Source organism: Massilia violaceinigra (genome assembly GCF_002752675.1).
GTDB lineage: Bacteria > Pseudomonadota > Gammaproteobacteria > Burkholderiales > Burkholderiaceae_D > Telluria_A > Telluria_A violaceinigra.
The window spans coordinates 2491974-2506559 of sequence record NZ_CP024608.1; the positions used below are offsets into that span (position 1 = coordinate 2491974).

At 65.7% G+C, this 14586-nt stretch carries 14 protein-coding genes; 7 read left to right on the forward strand and 7 right to left on the reverse strand.

Going from position 1 to position 14586, the window contains the following annotated elements; translation table 11 throughout:
- Positions 1–200 precede the first annotated feature (200 nt).
- From CR152_RS11315 to CR152_RS11330, 4 genes are read left to right on the forward strand one after another with little or no spacing between them, the layout of a single operon-like run.
- Entirely contained in the window at positions 201–1067 is an 867-nt protein-coding gene (locus CR152_RS11315; RefSeq protein WP_099875001.1) for a tRNA threonylcarbamoyladenosine dehydratase, read from the forward strand.
- A 50-nt stretch (positions 1068–1117) separates the two neighbouring features.
- The gene (locus tag CR152_RS11320) at positions 1118–1690 is read left to right on the forward strand and encodes an FKBP-type peptidyl-prolyl cis-trans isomerase (RefSeq protein WP_167399889.1); all 573 of its coding nucleotides are present in this window, start codon (positions 1118–1120) and stop codon (positions 1688–1690) included.
- Between the two features lie 29 nt (positions 1691–1719).
- Complete coding sequence (gene cysK / locus CR152_RS11325) at positions 1720–2652, forward strand: cysteine synthase A (protein WP_099875002.1); 933 nt, start codon at positions 1720–1722, stop codon at positions 2650–2652.
- A gap of 36 nt (positions 2653–2688) precedes the next feature.
- Positions 2689–3351, forward strand: coding sequence for an SMI1/KNR4 family protein (locus CR152_RS11330; RefSeq protein ID WP_099875003.1), 663 nt, complete (start codon positions 2689–2691; stop codon positions 3349–3351).
- A gap of 63 nt (positions 3352–3414) precedes the next feature.
- Here the strand turns inward: CR152_RS11330 and CR152_RS11335 are convergent, their stop codons facing one another.
- The 5 genes from CR152_RS11335 to CR152_RS11355 form a co-directional block, all read right to left on the reverse strand.
- Positions 3415–4461 carry a cation diffusion facilitator family transporter gene (locus CR152_RS11335; RefSeq protein WP_099875004.1) on the reverse strand — a complete coding sequence of 349 codons (1047 nt, stop codon included), beginning with the start codon at positions 4459–4461 and terminating at the stop codon, positions 3415–3417.
- Entirely contained in the window at positions 4458–4775 is a 318-nt protein-coding gene (locus CR152_RS11340) for an ArsR/SmtB family transcription factor (RefSeq protein ID WP_099875005.1), read from the reverse strand. The genes CR152_RS11335 and CR152_RS11340 overlap by 4 nt, the downstream gene beginning before the upstream one ends.
- Positions 4776–4843: 68 nt before the next feature.
- Positions 4844–5356: a hypothetical protein gene (locus CR152_RS11345; protein WP_099875006.1), complete on the reverse strand. Its 513-nt coding sequence runs from the start codon at positions 5354–5356 to the stop codon at positions 4844–4846.
- 6 nt (positions 5357–5362) lie between these two features.
- The gene (locus CR152_RS11350; protein WP_099875007.1) at positions 5363–6091 is read right to left on the reverse strand and encodes a nucleotide-binding protein; all 729 of its coding nucleotides are present in this window, start codon (positions 6089–6091) and stop codon (positions 5363–5365) included.
- A 102-nt stretch (positions 6092–6193) separates the two neighbouring features.
- Positions 6194–6676, reverse strand: coding sequence for a CinA family protein (locus tag CR152_RS11355; RefSeq protein WP_099875008.1), 483 nt, complete (start codon positions 6674–6676; stop codon positions 6194–6196).
- A gap of 336 nt (positions 6677–7012) precedes the next feature.
- On the opposite strand from CR152_RS11355, the gene CR152_RS11360 reads away from it, so the two are divergent.
- The 3 genes from CR152_RS11360 to CR152_RS11370 are packed head-to-tail and all read left to right on the forward strand — an operon-like array spanning position 7013 to position 12194.
- Complete coding sequence (locus tag CR152_RS11360) at positions 7013–7588, forward strand: TOL_0243 family YfiR-like periplasmic protein (RefSeq protein WP_099875009.1); 576 nt, start codon at positions 7013–7015, stop codon at positions 7586–7588.
- Positions 7585–9612, forward strand: coding sequence for a sensor histidine kinase, YfiR-like protein-associated (locus CR152_RS11365; RefSeq protein WP_099875010.1), 2028 nt, complete (start codon positions 7585–7587; stop codon positions 9610–9612). Before CR152_RS11360 ends, CR152_RS11365 begins: the two co-directional genes overlap by 4 nt.
- The gene (locus tag CR152_RS11370) at positions 9609–12194 is read left to right on the forward strand and encodes an EAL domain-containing protein (RefSeq protein WP_099875011.1); all 2586 of its coding nucleotides are present in this window, start codon (positions 9609–9611) and stop codon (positions 12192–12194) included. Before CR152_RS11365 ends, CR152_RS11370 begins: the two co-directional genes overlap by 4 nt.
- A 140-nt stretch (positions 12195–12334) precedes the next feature.
- Here the strand turns inward: CR152_RS11370 and thiL are convergent, their stop codons facing one another.
- Positions 12335–13333: a thiamine-phosphate kinase gene (thiL, locus tag CR152_RS11375; RefSeq protein WP_099875012.1), complete on the reverse strand. Its 999-nt coding sequence runs from the start codon at positions 13331–13333 to the stop codon at positions 12335–12337.
- 38 nt (positions 13334–13371) lie between these two features.
- Positions 13372–14574 (reverse strand): hypothetical protein, encoded by a 1203-nt coding sequence (locus tag CR152_RS11380; RefSeq protein ID WP_099875013.1) that lies wholly within the window; start codon positions 14572–14574, stop codon positions 13372–13374.
- Positions 14575–14586: the final 12 nt, after the last annotated feature.

The window sequence follows — 14586 nt, forward strand, 5'->3', positions numbered from 1 at the left end:
AAATACGGTAATGGCAAACCGTTCAATTTGAAACCGTCGTTCCCGCGCAGGCGGGAACCCAAGTTGGTCGAGCCGCCAGTGGTTGCGGAACTAACTTGGGTCCCCGCCTGCGCGGAAACGACGGGGGTGAAGTCAACGCCATTGGGAACATGCCTTCATTTTAGAACAGTCTGTCCAGCCGCGTCCGTTAAAATGGCGGCATGAATACCATCACCACCCCATCCCTTCCCCCCGAGACCAGCGAGGTCGACTTCGAGCGCCGTTTCGGCGGCATCGGCCGCCTGTATGGCCCGGCCGCGCTGGCGCGTTTCCGCGCCGCCCATGTGTGCGTGATCGGCGTCGGCGGCGTCGGTTCCTGGATCGTCGAGGCACTGGCCCGCAGCGCCATCGGCCAGTTGACCCTGATCGACCTCGACAACGTGGCCGAATCGAACATCAACCGCCAGATCCAGGCCTTAAGCGGCACCATCGGCCAGGCCAAGATCGGCGCGCTGGCCGAGCGCATCGCCCAGATCAATCCTTTCTGCAAGGTCAACCTGATCGAAGACTTCATCGATCCCGGCAACCTGGACCGGATGATCGGCGCCCACCGGTACGACTACGTGGTCGACGCCATCGACAGCGTCAAGGCCAAGGCCGCGCTGATCGCCTGGTGCCGCGACCACCAGTTGCCGATGGTGATCATCGGCAGCGCCGGCGGCAAGACCGATCCGACCCGCATCGAATTGCGCGACCTGTCCAAAACCGAACAGGAGCCGCTGCTCAAGATGGTGCGCAAGCGCTTGCGCAACGAGTACGGCTTTCCGCGCAGCCTGAAAACCAAGTTCAACGTGGATGCCGTATTCTCGATGGAACCGCTGGCCATGCCGGCTGGCGACGAGAGCTGCGCCATCGATGGCCAGGGCGGCAGCGAAGGCGTCACCGGCCTGAACTGCGCCGGCTTCGGATCGAGCATGGCCGTCACCGCGACCTTCGGCATGGTGGCCGCCGGACACGTGCTGCGCCGCCTTGCCGGCGGTGCAATTCACCCGCCTTCTGTGCAGGCGCCCGAGGCCTTGCTATCATAGCGTTGCAGAAGTATCCAGTTTGACCATTTCTTACTGAAAGAGATTCCATCATGCGCCGTCCCTTTTCCGTATTCCTGATGTGCGCCGCGGCGGCATCCCTGGCCCAGGCCGCCGGCCAGACGCCATCCGCTCCCGAAACGCCGCCGGCAACGACCGTGCCGGCAACGCCACCCGCGCCCGACGCGCCGCCTGCGCCGGCTCCCTCGGCCCCGACGCCCGCACCGGCCCAGCCTGCCACGCCGCCAGGCACCGTGGTGCTGGCCGAGCCGGTCCTCGATCCGCTCGTGGCCACCGACACCAAGGTCGGCACCGGCGCCGAAGCGACCGCCGGCAGCAAGGTGTTCGTGCACTACACCGGCTGGCTGTACAAGCCGATGGCCACGCGCCAGCGCGGCCGCCAGTTCGACTCCTCGCTGACGCGCGGCGCCCGGCTCGAATTCGTGCTCGGCACCGGCCGCGTGATCAAGGGCTGGGACCAGGGCGTGATGGGCATGAAAGTGGGCGGCAAGCGCACCCTGATCATTCCGAGCTACCTGGCTTACGGCAAGCGCGGCGCGCCAGGCGGCGGCATTCCGCCGGACGCCGATCTGATCTTCGACGTGGAACTCGTGAACGTCAAATAAGTCCAATCCACTACAGCGGGAGAGCAAGCATGAGAATCGCAAACGACGTCACTGAGTTAATCGGTAACACCCCGCTGGTACGGATTCGCAAACTGGCGCATGGCGCCGGCGCCGACATCCTGGCCAAGCTGGAGTTCTACAACCCGGCCCACAGCGTCAAGGACCGGATCGGCCTGGCCATGATCGAAGCGGCCGAAGCGGCCGGCAAGATCGGTCCCGACACCGTCATCGTCGAGCCGACCAGCGGCAACACCGGCATCGCGCTGGCGATGGTGTGCGCGGCGCGCGGCTATCGCTGCAAGCTGGTCATGCCCGAAACCATGAGCAGCGAGCGGCGCATGCTGCTGCGCGCCTACGGGGCCGAGCTGGTGCTTACGCCGGGGCCGGAAGGCATGCTCGGCGCCATCAAGGTGGCCGAAGAACTGGTGGCGGCCAATCCCAACTATTTCATGCCGCAGCAATTCAACAATGCCGCCAATCCCGATGTGCACCGCCGCACCACGGCCGAGGAAATCTGGCGCGACACCGACGGCACGGTCGATATCCTGGTCGCTGGCGTCGGCACCGGCGGCACCATTACCGGCGTGGGCGAAGCGCTCAAGGCACGCAAACCGGGCTTCCAGGCCATTGCGGTCGAGCCGGAAGCGTCGCCCATGCTGTCCAAGGGGACAAAAGGGCCACACCCGATCCAGGGCATCGGCGCCGGCTTCGTGCCGCAGGTGCTCAATCGCGCGGCCTTCGACGAAATCATTTGCGTGAGCAACGACGCAGCCTTCGAGACCGCACGCGCCGCCGCGCGCGAAGAGGGGCTGCTGGTCGGCATTTCGTCGGGTGCGGCATTGTGGGCTGCGATCCAGGTGGCGCGCCGTCCCGAAAACGCGGGCAAGGTGATCGTGACGATCATCCCGTCGTTCGGCGAACGCTATCTGTCCACGCCGCTGTTTGCCAATCTGGCAGGCTGAGGTGGCGAGCGGGAGCAACGGGCGGCGCCTGAGCGCATGAATGAGTTGCTGGGCAGGTTTCAAACCTGCATCGAATCGCATTTCCCCGGGATGGCGGCGAGCCTGAACCCGGGCGCCAGCGACGCCGACATGGATGCCTTCGAACGCGCCATCGGCGCATCGCTGCCGTCATCGGTGCGGGCGCTGTACCGCTGGCATAACGGCCAGGCCGGTGACACCGGCTACTATGTGATCGGCCTGTTTTTCGGTCTCCCCTTCCTGCCGCTGGACGATTCCCTGCGGCACTGGAAGGACGGTACTGATTTTCTCAACGACATGACTGCCGTGGAACGCACCGCTGCGAGCAGTCAATATTGCTGCCTGCCACGCGGCACCGTGCGCCAGTGCGCCGCCAGCAAGGCATGGATCCCGCTGGCTGATGACGCTGGCGGCGCCTATCTCGGCATCGACCTCGATCCTGATGCCGCGGGCAGCATGGGCCAGGTGATCTCGTTCGGCGCGCGTGAATTCACGCGCGTGCAGGCCGGCGCCAGCCTGGAACAATTCCTGGAACGTCTGCTCGGCTTGTACGAAAACGGCGAATACGCGCTCGTGGAACAGGATGACGACGAGTTCAGCCTGTCCACCGTGGAGCCCGGCACGGACCACTTCCTCGACTATCTGCGCCTGAAGGCGGAAGCGCAATATCCCGGCAAATGAAGCCATCGCGCGCGACCGCTTCCCCGGCTGCGAGCCCGGCCGCACACCTGTTCTGAACGCCGGCTAGGCCGGCTTTGCTTCTTCCGCATGCAGCGCGCAGCTGTGCTCGCTCGTCCCCAGCTCCACCTGCAAGGTGCAGTGGTGGATCGCATAATCGGCCTTGAGCGCCGCCACGATGGCGTCCAGCGCCGCGTCGCCCGGGTAGCCGGCGGGCATGACCAGGTGCGCGGTGAGCGCCGTTTCGGTCGTGCTCATGGCCCAGATATGCAGGTCGTGAATACCGCTTACGCCCGGCCGCGCCTTGAGATAATCGCCCACCGCATCGGCATCGACATTGGCCGGCACCGCCGCCAGCACCAGGTCGAGCGACTCGCGCAGCAAGCCCCAGGTAGTGACCAGAATCAGCAGCACGATCACGATACTGACCGCCGGGTCGAGCCAGGTCCAGCCGGTGAACAGGATCGCCACGCCCGACACCACCACGCCCAGCGAAATCGCGGCATCGGCCGCCATGTGCTGGTAGGCGCCTCGGATGTTCAGGTCGTCCTTGCTGCCGGCCATGAACAGCCAGGCCGAAAAGCCGTTGACCAGCACGCCGATACCGGCCACCACCGACATTGTCATTCCCTGCACCGGCGCCGGATTGGCGAAGCGGTGCACCGCTTCCCAGCCGATCGCGCCGCAGGCGAGCATCAGCAGCAGGGCGTTGAGCAGGGCCGCCAGGATCGACGAGCTGCGCAGGCCGTAGGTGTAGCGTCCGTCCGGCGCGCGCCGGGTCAGCATGACTGCGCCCCAGGCCAGCATCAGGCCCAGCACGTCCGACAGGTTGTGGCCGGCGTCGGCCATCAGCGCCGTCGAGTTGGCCATGAATCCATAAAAGAATTCGATGCCGACAAACACCGTGTTCAGGCCGATCGCCAGCGCGAACGCGCGCCCGTTGCCGTTCGGGTCGAGCTGGTGATGATGGTGACCGTGACCGTGACCGTGCCCATGGTCGTGATCATGGCCGTGGCCGTGCTTATGCGCCGCTTCAGGCGTCTTGGCGGGCGCATGCGCGTGGCTGTGTCCGGCGTGGTCGTGATCGTGATCGTGGTCGTGGGCGCTGGTCATGGGTCGATTCCATTGGTGGGTTCGGCGATGTGGTCGAGCATGTCGGTCAGCACGCCGCTGATGTGGGCGTCCGCCGTCGAATAAAACACTTGCTTGCCCTGGCGCTCGGCCTTGACGATGCGGGCGGCGCGCAGCAGGCGCAGGTGGTGGCTGACCAGCGAGCTGCTCAGTTGCAGCCCGGCGGCGATGTCGCCCACCGCAATCGGACCCGCCAGGCAGGACAATACAATGCGCAGCCGCGTCGGGTCGCCCAGCAGATGGAACAGGTCGGCCAGTTGGGCAATCGATGCGTCGTTATCGGGAGAAGGTTTCATAGTCAACATGTGAAGATATGTAGATATGATAGCGCAATTCTGCCGCGTGGTGCGTTCCTTGACGCAATTCAGGGTTTTTGCATCTCGGCGGCAATGGCCGCGCGCGTTTTGGCATCCAGCCTGGCGACGATGCCGGCCAGCTTGTCGGCCTCGCGCAGGGCGGCGCTTTGCTCGGGCGTCAATTCCTTCGCCATCACCACCGGGGCCGGCGCCGGGCGCAACAGCACAGCCTGGCCGATCAGCACCACGAACGCGCACAGCAGCGCCGCGCCGCCGGCAATCGCGATGATGCGTTTTTCCTGCAGTGGCGCGATGTTGACGGCGGGCGGCGGCGCCGCGACCAGTGCCGCCGGACGCTCGCTCGCAGCGTTGCTGAAGTGGCACAGGCTGCCGCTTTCCTGCAGCGCCTGCACCTGGTCGGCCAGGTCGGCGGTGGCGTCGTCGAGCAGCTCCACGTGGCGCTCGACCGCTTCGGCCAGCACTGCCTCGTTCAGCGCCACCAGCGCAAAAATCGGATCGTCGATATCGATCCGCACGCCGGTTTTCTCAAAGACGAGGGTGCGCAGTTTTTGCTGGTCCATGCCGTCTTACCACTGGACTTTGTCGAGTTGCTCGAACAGGTCGCGGAACACCACCTTGATGCGCTGCTTTTCCATGACGTTGAATTTGTCGCTTTCGCGCACTTCATTGGCGGTCAGGCGCGCGATATTCATCTTCTTGATGTCGGCGCCGAAGGTGTCGGCGTTGCGTTGCGACAGCACCACGCGCCCGCACACGCGCCCGGCATTGTCGGCATAGGTTTGCGATTCGGTAAACACCTTGCCGGTGGCCGATTGCAGCGGGCCGAAGTGCTCGTTTTCCCACAGCACCAGCGGCACGCTGGTCGACTTGGCGGTCGAGACAAATCCCATGGCCGTGTCGTGCAGGGTGTCGCCACCGCCGACGATGGTGTGGATGTACACCTTGCGCCCCGATTCCTTGAGCAAGTCGAAGCAATCGTTTTCCAGCAGGTAACCCATCAGCGGCGAAAAGGTATTGGCGCCGTTGTCGATCACGCAGTTGCCTTCTTCTTCCAGCAGGTCGATCATCAGCGCGTCGAAGCGCTTGGGGTCGATGTTGCGCGCGTCGGTCATGACCGGCACGTGTTTCACGTCCATCGCCTTGTAGCGCGAAAAGGTGGCGTTTTCCTGGTCGGTATCGTAGCAGCGCAGGGGCCGCTCGTCCTTGCCGGCCAGCCATTGCGCCAGGATGGTCGAGACCAGGGTCTTGCCGATGCCGCCCTTGCCCTGCAGGATGAAATGAACCGTATTGTGCATCGAATTGCTCCAGAAAATGACCGGCGCCGGTGCGCGTGCCGGCCCGGCAGGTATCAACGCAGGGGGAGAACAGGACGATGGCGCCAATCCGCCATCGCGCTTCTATTCGATGATGCGCAGCAGCCCTTGCAGCGCGTGCACCACGGTCTGCTCGCGCACGGCGTGGCGGTCGCCGGCGAATACCAGGCGCTCGGTCAGAATGGTGTCGCCCCTGGCCCAGCCGAAGCAGACGGTGCCGACCGGCTTGCCCGGCACCGCGCCGCTCGGGCCGGCGATGCCGGTGGTCGACAAGGCCACGTGCGCGTTGCTGTTTGCCAATGCACCGGTGGCCATGGCGGATGCCACTTCTTCGCTGACCGAGCCCAGTTGCGCCATCAGCGCCGCCGACACATCGAGCAGCTCGGTTTTCGATGCGTTGGAATAGGTCACGAAGCCGCAATCGAACCAGCCGGTCGAGCCGGCCACCTCGGTGACCGCTTGCGCTACCCCGCCGCCGGTGCACGATTCGGCGGTCACCAGCAGCAAGCCTTTCGCTTGCAGCGCGCGGCCGACTTTGGCGGAAAGATCGAGAATGTCGTTCGTCACGTGTTGCTCCTTTTGGACGGTCAGCGGGGACCATGGTTGCGGATCGAAATACGGATCGGGAAGGGCGCACCGGCGACGGTGCGGCCCTGCGATTCTACTTTACCATGCACTCTGCAACACTGTCCGTCCACCCTGTTGCAATGTTTCAAAAGGGATATCCAAGCAACCTAAAAAAGCGTAGAGTGGATCCGAGGAAATCGTCGTGCGCGCCGGGCGTGTGTGCCGTGCGCCGCCAGCCTGTTGCTCTGCTATGCTGGGCTTTGCCGCTGAGTTTGCTTTTCTGTCTGATCCGGATTGGAGTCCCATGTCCCCGATTCTTTTGCTTGCCGAACTGCCATGGCGGGCCTGAGCCGGTTCGCATTGCGCAGGCGTGCGGTACGCTCGCTGGCGCTGCCGGCGCTGTTGGCGATGCTCGCCTGGAGCGGCGCCGCCGCGGCCCAGCCCAGCGTCGAAAACCAGGTCAAGGCCGCCTACCTGTTCAAATTCGCCGGCTTCGTCGAGTGGCCTGAAGGCAGCTTCACGCGCACCGACAGCCCGCTCCAGATCGGCGTGGCCGGCAACGACGCCCTGGCCGACCAGCTCGAACAAATGGTGGCCGGGCGCACCGTCGCCGGGCACGCCATTTCGGTGCGCAAGCTGCGCCGCGGCGATGCCCTGCACGGCGTCCATATCCTGTTCATCGGCGCCGGCGAACGCTCCTCCGTGATCGACATGCTGGCGGCCGCGCGCGGCCAGTCGGTACTGACCGTTTCCGACGCCGACGACAGCATTGCTTTGGGGTGCATGATCGCTTTCGTGGTGGCCCAGGACCGGCTGCGCTTCGACGTCGCCCTCGGCCAGGTCAACTCCAGCCGGCTGCGCATCAGCGCGCGCATGCTGGCCGCCGCCAACCGTGTGCAGGGGGCCACATGATCGTCCGCTCGATCCGTGAAAAACTGGTCACGGTGGTGATGCTCACTACCCTGGCGGCGCTGCTGGTATCGATCGGCACCGTGATCGCCTACGACCTGCGCAACTACCACAAGGCCCTGCTGGGCGACATGGCCACCCAGGCCGAACTGCTCGGCCACATGACGTCGGCCGCGCTGGCGTTCGACGACGCCCGCCTGGCCACCGAAAACCTGGCGCTGCTGCGCATTCGCCCGTCGGTGCGGGCCGGCGCCATCTACGACGCCAAGGGCGCCCTGTTCGCCTCCTACCGCGCGCCGGGCGAACTGCATCCGTTCCCGGTCAGCCCCCAGACCGACGACCTGCGCGTGAGCGGCGACGACCTGCTGCTGTACCGCAGGGTGGTCGAAAACGGCGAACTGCTCGGCACCGTGTACCTGCGCGCCGAATACACGCTGGTCGCGCGCGCGGTCGACTACCTGAGCATCGCCGCCGGCGTGATCGCGCTGGCGATGCTGATCGCCTGGCTCATGACGCGCCGGCTCGGGCGCATCGTCACCGCGCCGATCGTCGCGCTCACCGAAACCGCGCGCGAAGTGGTCAGCACGCGCGACTACTCGCGCCGCGCCCCGCGCATCAGCGACGACGAGGCGGGTGAACTGGTGGACTCCTTCAACGCCATGCTCGGCGAGATCGAGCAGCGCACCGGCGCGCTCGAAACGTCGCACCATGCGATTGCGCGCGAAGCCGAGGAGCGCGCCCGCGCCCAGCAGGAAATCATGGACCTCAACGAGCAGCTTGAGGTGCGCGTGCACGAGCGCACCATGCAGCTGGAACTGACCAACGCCGAACTGGAAGTGGCCATGGCGGCGGCCAAGAACGCCAACCAGGCCAAGTCGGCCTTTTTGTCGTCGATGAGCCACGAGCTGCGCACGCCGCTCAACGCGATTCTCGGCTTCGCCCAGATATTGACGTCCGAATCGCTGCCCTCGACGCTGCCGCAAAAGAAGGAGTTCGCCGGCCACATTCTCAAGTCGGGCCGCCACCTGCTCACCTTGATCAACGAAATCCTCGACCTGGCCAAGGTCGAATCGGGCACCGTCACATTGTCGATGGAGCCGGTGGCGCTGGCCGACATGCTGGTCGAGTGCCGCAACATGACCGAACCGCTGGCGCAGCAGCGCAAGATCCGCATGCTGTTCCCGGACGCGCCGGGCGCCGTGGTGCAGGCCGACCGCACGCGCCTCAAACAGGTGCTGCTCAATTTGCTCTCGAACGCCATCAAGTACAACCGCGAAATGGGCGCGGTGGTGTGCGACTGCAGCGTCGTCACCGCCAACCGCGTGCGCCTGTCGGTGCAGGATACCGGCATGGGCCTGCGCCCGGAGCAGATCTCGTCCCTGTTCCAGCCGTTTAACCGCCTGGGACAGGAAAACGGCAGCGAGGAAGGCACCGGCATCGGCCTGGTCGTCACGCGCCGCCTGGTGGAGCTGATGGGCGGCGAAATCGGCGTCTCGAGCAGCGTCGGCGTGGGCACGGTGTTCTGGATCGAACTGGGCCTGACCCAGCCGGTGCCGTCGGCCGTTGGCGAAGCGGTGGTGCTGACGCTGGAACACAAGCCGGCGCCCGTGCCGCTGGCCGACCACAGCCTGCTGTACGTCGAAGACAACCCGGCCAACCTGAAGCTGGTGCAGGAGATCGTGCGCTTCCGGCCCGACCTGCACCTCCTGACCGCGCCGGATGGCCACCTCGGCATCGAACTGGCCAAGGCGCACCTGCCGGATGTGATCCTGATGGATATCAATCTGCCGTGCGTGAGCGGTCTGGACGCGCTCAAGGAACTGCGCAGCGATCCGCGCACGGCGCATATTCCGGTCATCGCGCTGACCGCCAACGCCATGCCGCGCGACGTCGAGCGCGGGCTGGCCAGCGGCTTTTTCCGGTACCTCACCAAACCGATCAACATTGACGAATTCAACGAGGCGATCGACAGCACCCTTGCATTCGCCGACACGCGGCAGCTTGCGCAGAAAGCGCGGAACCCATGATATCCCTCGATGACATCCACAACGCTGCCATCCTGATCGTCGACGACCAGCTGGTCAACGTGCAGCTGCTCGAATACCTGCTCACGACCACCGGCTACACCAATGTGAGCAGCACCACCGACCCGCGCGAAGTCGCGGCCAGGCACCTCAAGCACCGCTACGACCTGATCATCCTCGACCTGCACATGCCGGGCATGAGCGGCTTCCAGGTGATGGAGGCGCTGGCGCCCATGGAAACCGAAGCCTACCTGCCGGTGCTGGTGGTGACGGCCGAACCGGATAAAAAGCTGGCCGCGCTCGACGCCGGCGCGCGCGACTTCGTCGGCAAGCCGTTCGACCCGGTCGAAGTGCTCACGCGCATCCGCAACATGCTCGAAGTGCGCCTGCTGCACCGCGAATCGAAGAGCTACGGCACCCTGCTCGAACAGACGGTGCGCGAGCGCACCGCCGAACTGCAGCGCTTTCGCAGCGCCATGGATGCCACCAACGACGCCATCTTCCTGATCGACACCGGCAGCATGACGGTAGTCGACGTCAACGACGGCGCTTGCCGCATGCTCGGTTACCAGCGCGACGAGCTGCTGCGCCTGGACCCCACGGTGTACGGCCTGGCCGGTCCGGGCCAGCTGGCGCGCCAGGCCGACCCGGAGCGCGACGCGATACGCTACCCCGACCTGGTCGAAGACCACCTGACGCGCGCCGACCTGCGCGAAGTGGCGGTTGAAGTCTACTGGCAAACCCAAAGCGTGGGCAGCACGCGCATGCTGATCGCCGTGGCGCGCGACATCAGCGAGCGCCTGGCCGCGCGCCAGCGCCTGGCCCACCTGGCCAGCTACGACAGCCTGACCGGCCTGCCCAACCGCACCCTGTTCTACCAGACCTTGCGCGAAGCGATCGAGCTGGCGCAGGACAAGCAGTGGCGCATCGTGGTGCTGTTCATCGCGCTCGACCGCTTCAAGACCGTCAACGACTCGCTCGGCTCGGCCCTGGGCGACGAGTTGCTGCGCCAGTTCAGCACGCGCCTGGTGCAGTGCGTGCGCATCCGCGACACGGTCGGGCGCCTGGGCGGCGACGAATTCGCCCTCATCCTGACAATGACGCGCAACCAGCAGGACGCCGTCAACGTCGCCAACGAAGTGCGCGACACGCTGCGCGCGCCGTTCGACCTGCATGGCAAGCAGGCCGGCCTGACGGCCAGCATCGGCATCGCCATGTACCCGGACGACGCCCTTGACCCCGAGACCCTGATCAAGTACGCCGACACGGCCATGGGGCGCGCGAAGGAAGCGGGGCGCGACGGCTACCGCTTTTTCACCGCCGGCATGAATGTGCAGGTGCTGGCGCGGCTCGACCTCGAACTGGCGCTGCGCCACGCGCTGGAACACGGCGAATTCCTGCTGTACTTCCAGCCCAAGGTGAATCTGCGCACGGGCCGCATCAGCGGCGCCGAAGCGCTGCTGCGCTGGAACCGGCCCGGCTACGGCCTGGTGTTCCCGGTCGAATTCGTGCCGGTGATGGAGGAAACCGGTTTGATCGTGCGGGTCGGCGCGTGGGTGATCGACGAAGCCTGCCGCCAGATCGCACAGTGGTCGGCCAGCGACGTGGGCGACGTGCGCGTGGCTGTCAACGTATCGAGCCGCCAGTTTGTCGAAGGCGACCTGGAAGGCGAAATCCGCGCGGCGGTCAGCCGGCACGGGATCGACCCGACGCTGCTCGAACTGGAGCTGACCGAAAGCGCGCTGATGTCCAACGCCGAGCACACGATTGCGGTGCTGGGCAATCTCAAGCAGCTTGGCATCACGATTGCGATCGACGATTTCGGCACCGGCTATTCGAGCCTGGCGTACCTGAAGCGCTTCCCGATCGACAAGCTCAAGATCGACATCGCCTTTGTGCGCGACGTGACGGTCAATCCGGACGACGCGGCGATTGCCCTGGCCATCATCGGCATGGCCCATTCGCTGCACATGCAGGTGATCGCCGAAGGGGTGGAGACGCCGGCGCAGTTGGCTTACCTGCGGCGCCACCGCTGCGACGAAGTGCAGGGTTTCCATTTCAGCCGCCCGCTGCCGGCCGCGGAGTTCGGCGAGATGGTGATGGCCAATGTGGCGCAGCCGTCCGAGCCGGAGGCGCCCGACAGCCATCGCCAGACCTTGCTGATCGTGGACGACGACGTCAATGTGCTGTCGTCGCTGCACCGGCTGTTCAAGCGCGATAACTACCGGATTCTGACGGGGGTGTCGCCGGCCGAAGGCTTCGAGCTGCTGGCGCTGCACACGGTGCAGGTGATCGTGTGCGACCAGCGCATGCCGGGCATGAGCGGCACCGAGTTCCTGAGCAAGGTCAAGGAACTGTATCCGGACACGATACGGATCATCCTGTCCGGCTACACGGGGCTTGAAGCGGTGCTCGACTCGATCAACCGCGGCGCGATTTACCGCTTCTACACCAAGCCGTGGGACGAGACGCAGCTGCGCGATAACGTGCGGCTGGCCTTCCATCATTACTGGCTGATGAATGGGCCCAAGGACGATCCGCATAATGCGCACTTTGTCGAAGCTGGGCAGGTGCCGGCGGAATAGAAAGATGGCGTTTTTCCGCTAACTTTCGATCCGTCGTTCCCGCGCCAAGGCGGCACTCGGGGAACCCAATTTCGTGCCGTAGCCGTCGGCGGCTTAACGTACTTGGGTTCCCGCCTGCGCGGGAACGACGGTCGTAACGGTCAGGCGCTGGCGAAGTGGTCGAAACCGGACAGCTTCAGGTCGAGCGCTTGGCCGGCGGCGTCGACCAGGCGCAGGCCCGGTGCGGCGTCGATTGTCCCTACGCGCGTAACTGCGGTGCCACTTGCATGACCGGCTGCCACGATGGCGTCGCGCCGTGAACTCGGGGCCGTGAAGCACAACTCGTAATCGTCGCCGCCGGCGGCGCAGAACTGGCGCCGCAGCGCCTGCGGCTGCGCGGCCAGTACCGGTCCGGCGGGCAGCGCATCGACATCGAGCGTGGCGCCGACGCCTGATGCGGCGAGGATGTGACCGAGGTCGCCCACCAGGCCGTCGGAGATATCGATGGCGGCGTGGGCCAGGCGCTTGCCGGCCAACGCCAGGCCCAGCGCCACGCGCGGGGCGGGCGTGTGCATGCGGGTACCGGCCGCGAGCAGGGCGGCATCGTCCAGCCGGTATTGCTTGCGGTAGCCGGCCAGCGCAAGGCGGGCGTCGCCCAGCGTGCCCGAAATCCACAGGTCGTCGCCGGCGATGGCGGCATCGCGCCGCAGCGCGTGGCCGGGTGCCAGTTCGCCGAAAATGGTGATGCAGATGTTCAGCGGTCCTTTGGTGGTGTCGCCGCCGATCAGTTCACAGCCATGCTGGTCGGCCAGCGCGAACAGGCCGGCGGAAAACCCGGACAGCCAGTCGGGATCGGCCGCCGGCAGCGCCAGCGCCAGCGTAAAAGCTACCGGCCGCGCGCCCATCGCGGCCAGGTCGGACAGGTTCACCGCCAGGCACTTGTGGCCCAGCATGCGCGCATCGGCGCCGGCGAAGAAATGCCGGTCCTCGACCAGCATGTCGGATGAAATGGCCATCTGCATGCCGGGGGAGGGGGCGAGCAGCGCGCAATCGTCGCCGATTCCCAGCGCTGCCCGGCCCAGCGCTGCCCGGCCTAGCGCGGCGCGGCCCGGGTGCTGACGGTTGAAGTACTGCTTGATGAGGTCGAATTCGGAGAGCATGCGCGATTGTACAGCCATGCCAGCTCCGCATCGGCAGCTTACAGGCGGCCCAGCGTGACCTCCACCAGGCGGCCCTTTTTCTGGAACTCTTCGTTGACCGTCACCAGGATGCGTCCCTGCGCATCTTCCGCGATCGAGGTCACCTGGCTGGTGGCGTCCGCCACCGTGCGCTTGTAGCCCGGCAGCAGGCTCGACAGGTCGGTCCACTTGTCGCCATTGTCCGCCGACCATGCCAAATAGGGCAAGCCCTTCGCCTTGTCGAAACCGGCCGCGACGATCACGTTGGGTTTGCCGGCAGGCGAGAGCAACTGGGTGATGTAGGGATAGTTGACGCCGCCCGTCAGCGGTTGCTTGAGCACGAACTTGTAGCTCTTGCCGCTGTCATCGCTGCGCAGCAGGCCGCCTTCGACACCGATGAACACGCGCTCGCTCTTGCCCAGCGTGGTAATCAGATGCACGTTGCGGTTTTCCAGTTCCGGCACGCTCAACTGCACGGGAACCGTGGAAGCGAGCGCGGAGTTGTCGGCGTTCATGGTGTAGGCGCGCACGTAGGCCATGTCGAGCGGACATTCGCCGCCCGTCAGCAGGCGCCCGCCCACCACCTCGAACGACTGGTGGGTGCAGCTCATGCTATCCATCGTCCCCATGATCGGACGCCAGGTGGCGCCCTGGTCGTTCGAGACCTGCACGTTCTGCCCGGCGCCGCCGTTGGCGAACCAGCGCTTGCCGACCGCCTTGACATCGGCCACGTACATGCGTTCGCAATAGCTTGCGTAGCAGATCCGGAAGTCCTTGTCCTTGGGGATGAAGCTCATCTTCGCCTGGTCCAGCTCGCACAAGGTATGTTCGTCGGCGCTGCCCCAGGCCGGCTGCATCAGGAGCGTCTTGCCGTCAACCTGCTTCAGTTCGGCCGCGCGCCGCACTTCGACCTGATCGCTGGCCGGCAGCTTGCACTCGCCCAGGCCGACCGTTTGCCAGGCCGATTTGGCGCTGACCCCGCGCGCGGTGGCCAGGATGGCGGTGCCGTCGGTTTCGGTATTGGTCAGCGCGACGTAGGCATTCTTGTCGTCGATCGTAATCGAGTTCATGCCGCGCTCGTGATTCATCAGCACATCGACGCGCGCGATCGGGTCCGGCGCGGGAGGGGGCAAGGGTTTGCCCCCGTCGCCGCCGCCGCCGCATCCGGTCAGCAGGGTGGCGGCGATCAGTCCGGCGGGAAGGCAGTGTTGGAGTGGTTTCATGGGACGCTCTTT

Bases quoted from the DNA above. Each gene is read 5' to 3' on its own strand.
- CR152_RS11315 (WP_099875001.1), top strand. From the start codon at position 201: ATGAATACCATCACCACCCCATCCCTTCCCCCCGAGACCAGCGAGGTC.
- CR152_RS11320 (WP_167399889.1), top strand. From the start codon at position 1,118: ATGCGCCGTCCCTTTTCCGTATTCCTGATGTGCGCCGCGGCGGCATCC.
- thiL (WP_099875012.1), bottom strand. From the start codon at position 13,333: ATGCTCTCCGAATTCGACCTCATCAAGCAGTACTTCAACCGTCAGCAC.
- CR152_RS11330 (WP_099875003.1), top strand. From the start codon at position 2,689: ATGAATGAGTTGCTGGGCAGGTTTCAAACCTGCATCGAATCGCATTTC.
- CR152_RS11350 (WP_099875007.1), bottom strand. From the start codon at position 6,091: ATGCACAATACGGTTCATTTCATCCTGCAGGGCAAGGGCGGCATCGGC.
- cysK (WP_099875002.1), top strand. From the start codon at position 1,720: ATGAGAATCGCAAACGACGTCACTGAGTTAATCGGTAACACCCCGCTG.
- CR152_RS11345 (WP_099875006.1), bottom strand. From the start codon at position 5,356: ATGGACCAGCAAAAACTGCGCACCCTCGTCTTTGAGAAAACCGGCGTG.
- CR152_RS11360 (WP_099875009.1), top strand. From the start codon at position 7,013: ATGGCGGGCCTGAGCCGGTTCGCATTGCGCAGGCGTGCGGTACGCTCG.
- CR152_RS11335 (WP_099875004.1), bottom strand. From the start codon at position 4,461: ATGACCAGCGCCCACGACCACGATCACGATCACGACCACGCCGGACAC.
- CR152_RS11340 (WP_099875005.1), bottom strand. From the start codon at position 4,775: ATGAAACCTTCTCCCGATAACGACGCATCGATTGCCCAACTGGCCGAC.
- CR152_RS11365 (WP_099875010.1), top strand. From the start codon at position 7,585: ATGATCGTCCGCTCGATCCGTGAAAAACTGGTCACGGTGGTGATGCTC.
- CR152_RS11380 (WP_099875013.1), bottom strand. From the start codon at position 14,574: ATGAAACCACTCCAACACTGCCTTCCCGCCGGACTGATCGCCGCCACC.
- CR152_RS11370 (WP_099875011.1), top strand. From the start codon at position 9,609: ATGATATCCCTCGATGACATCCACAACGCTGCCATCCTGATCGTCGAC.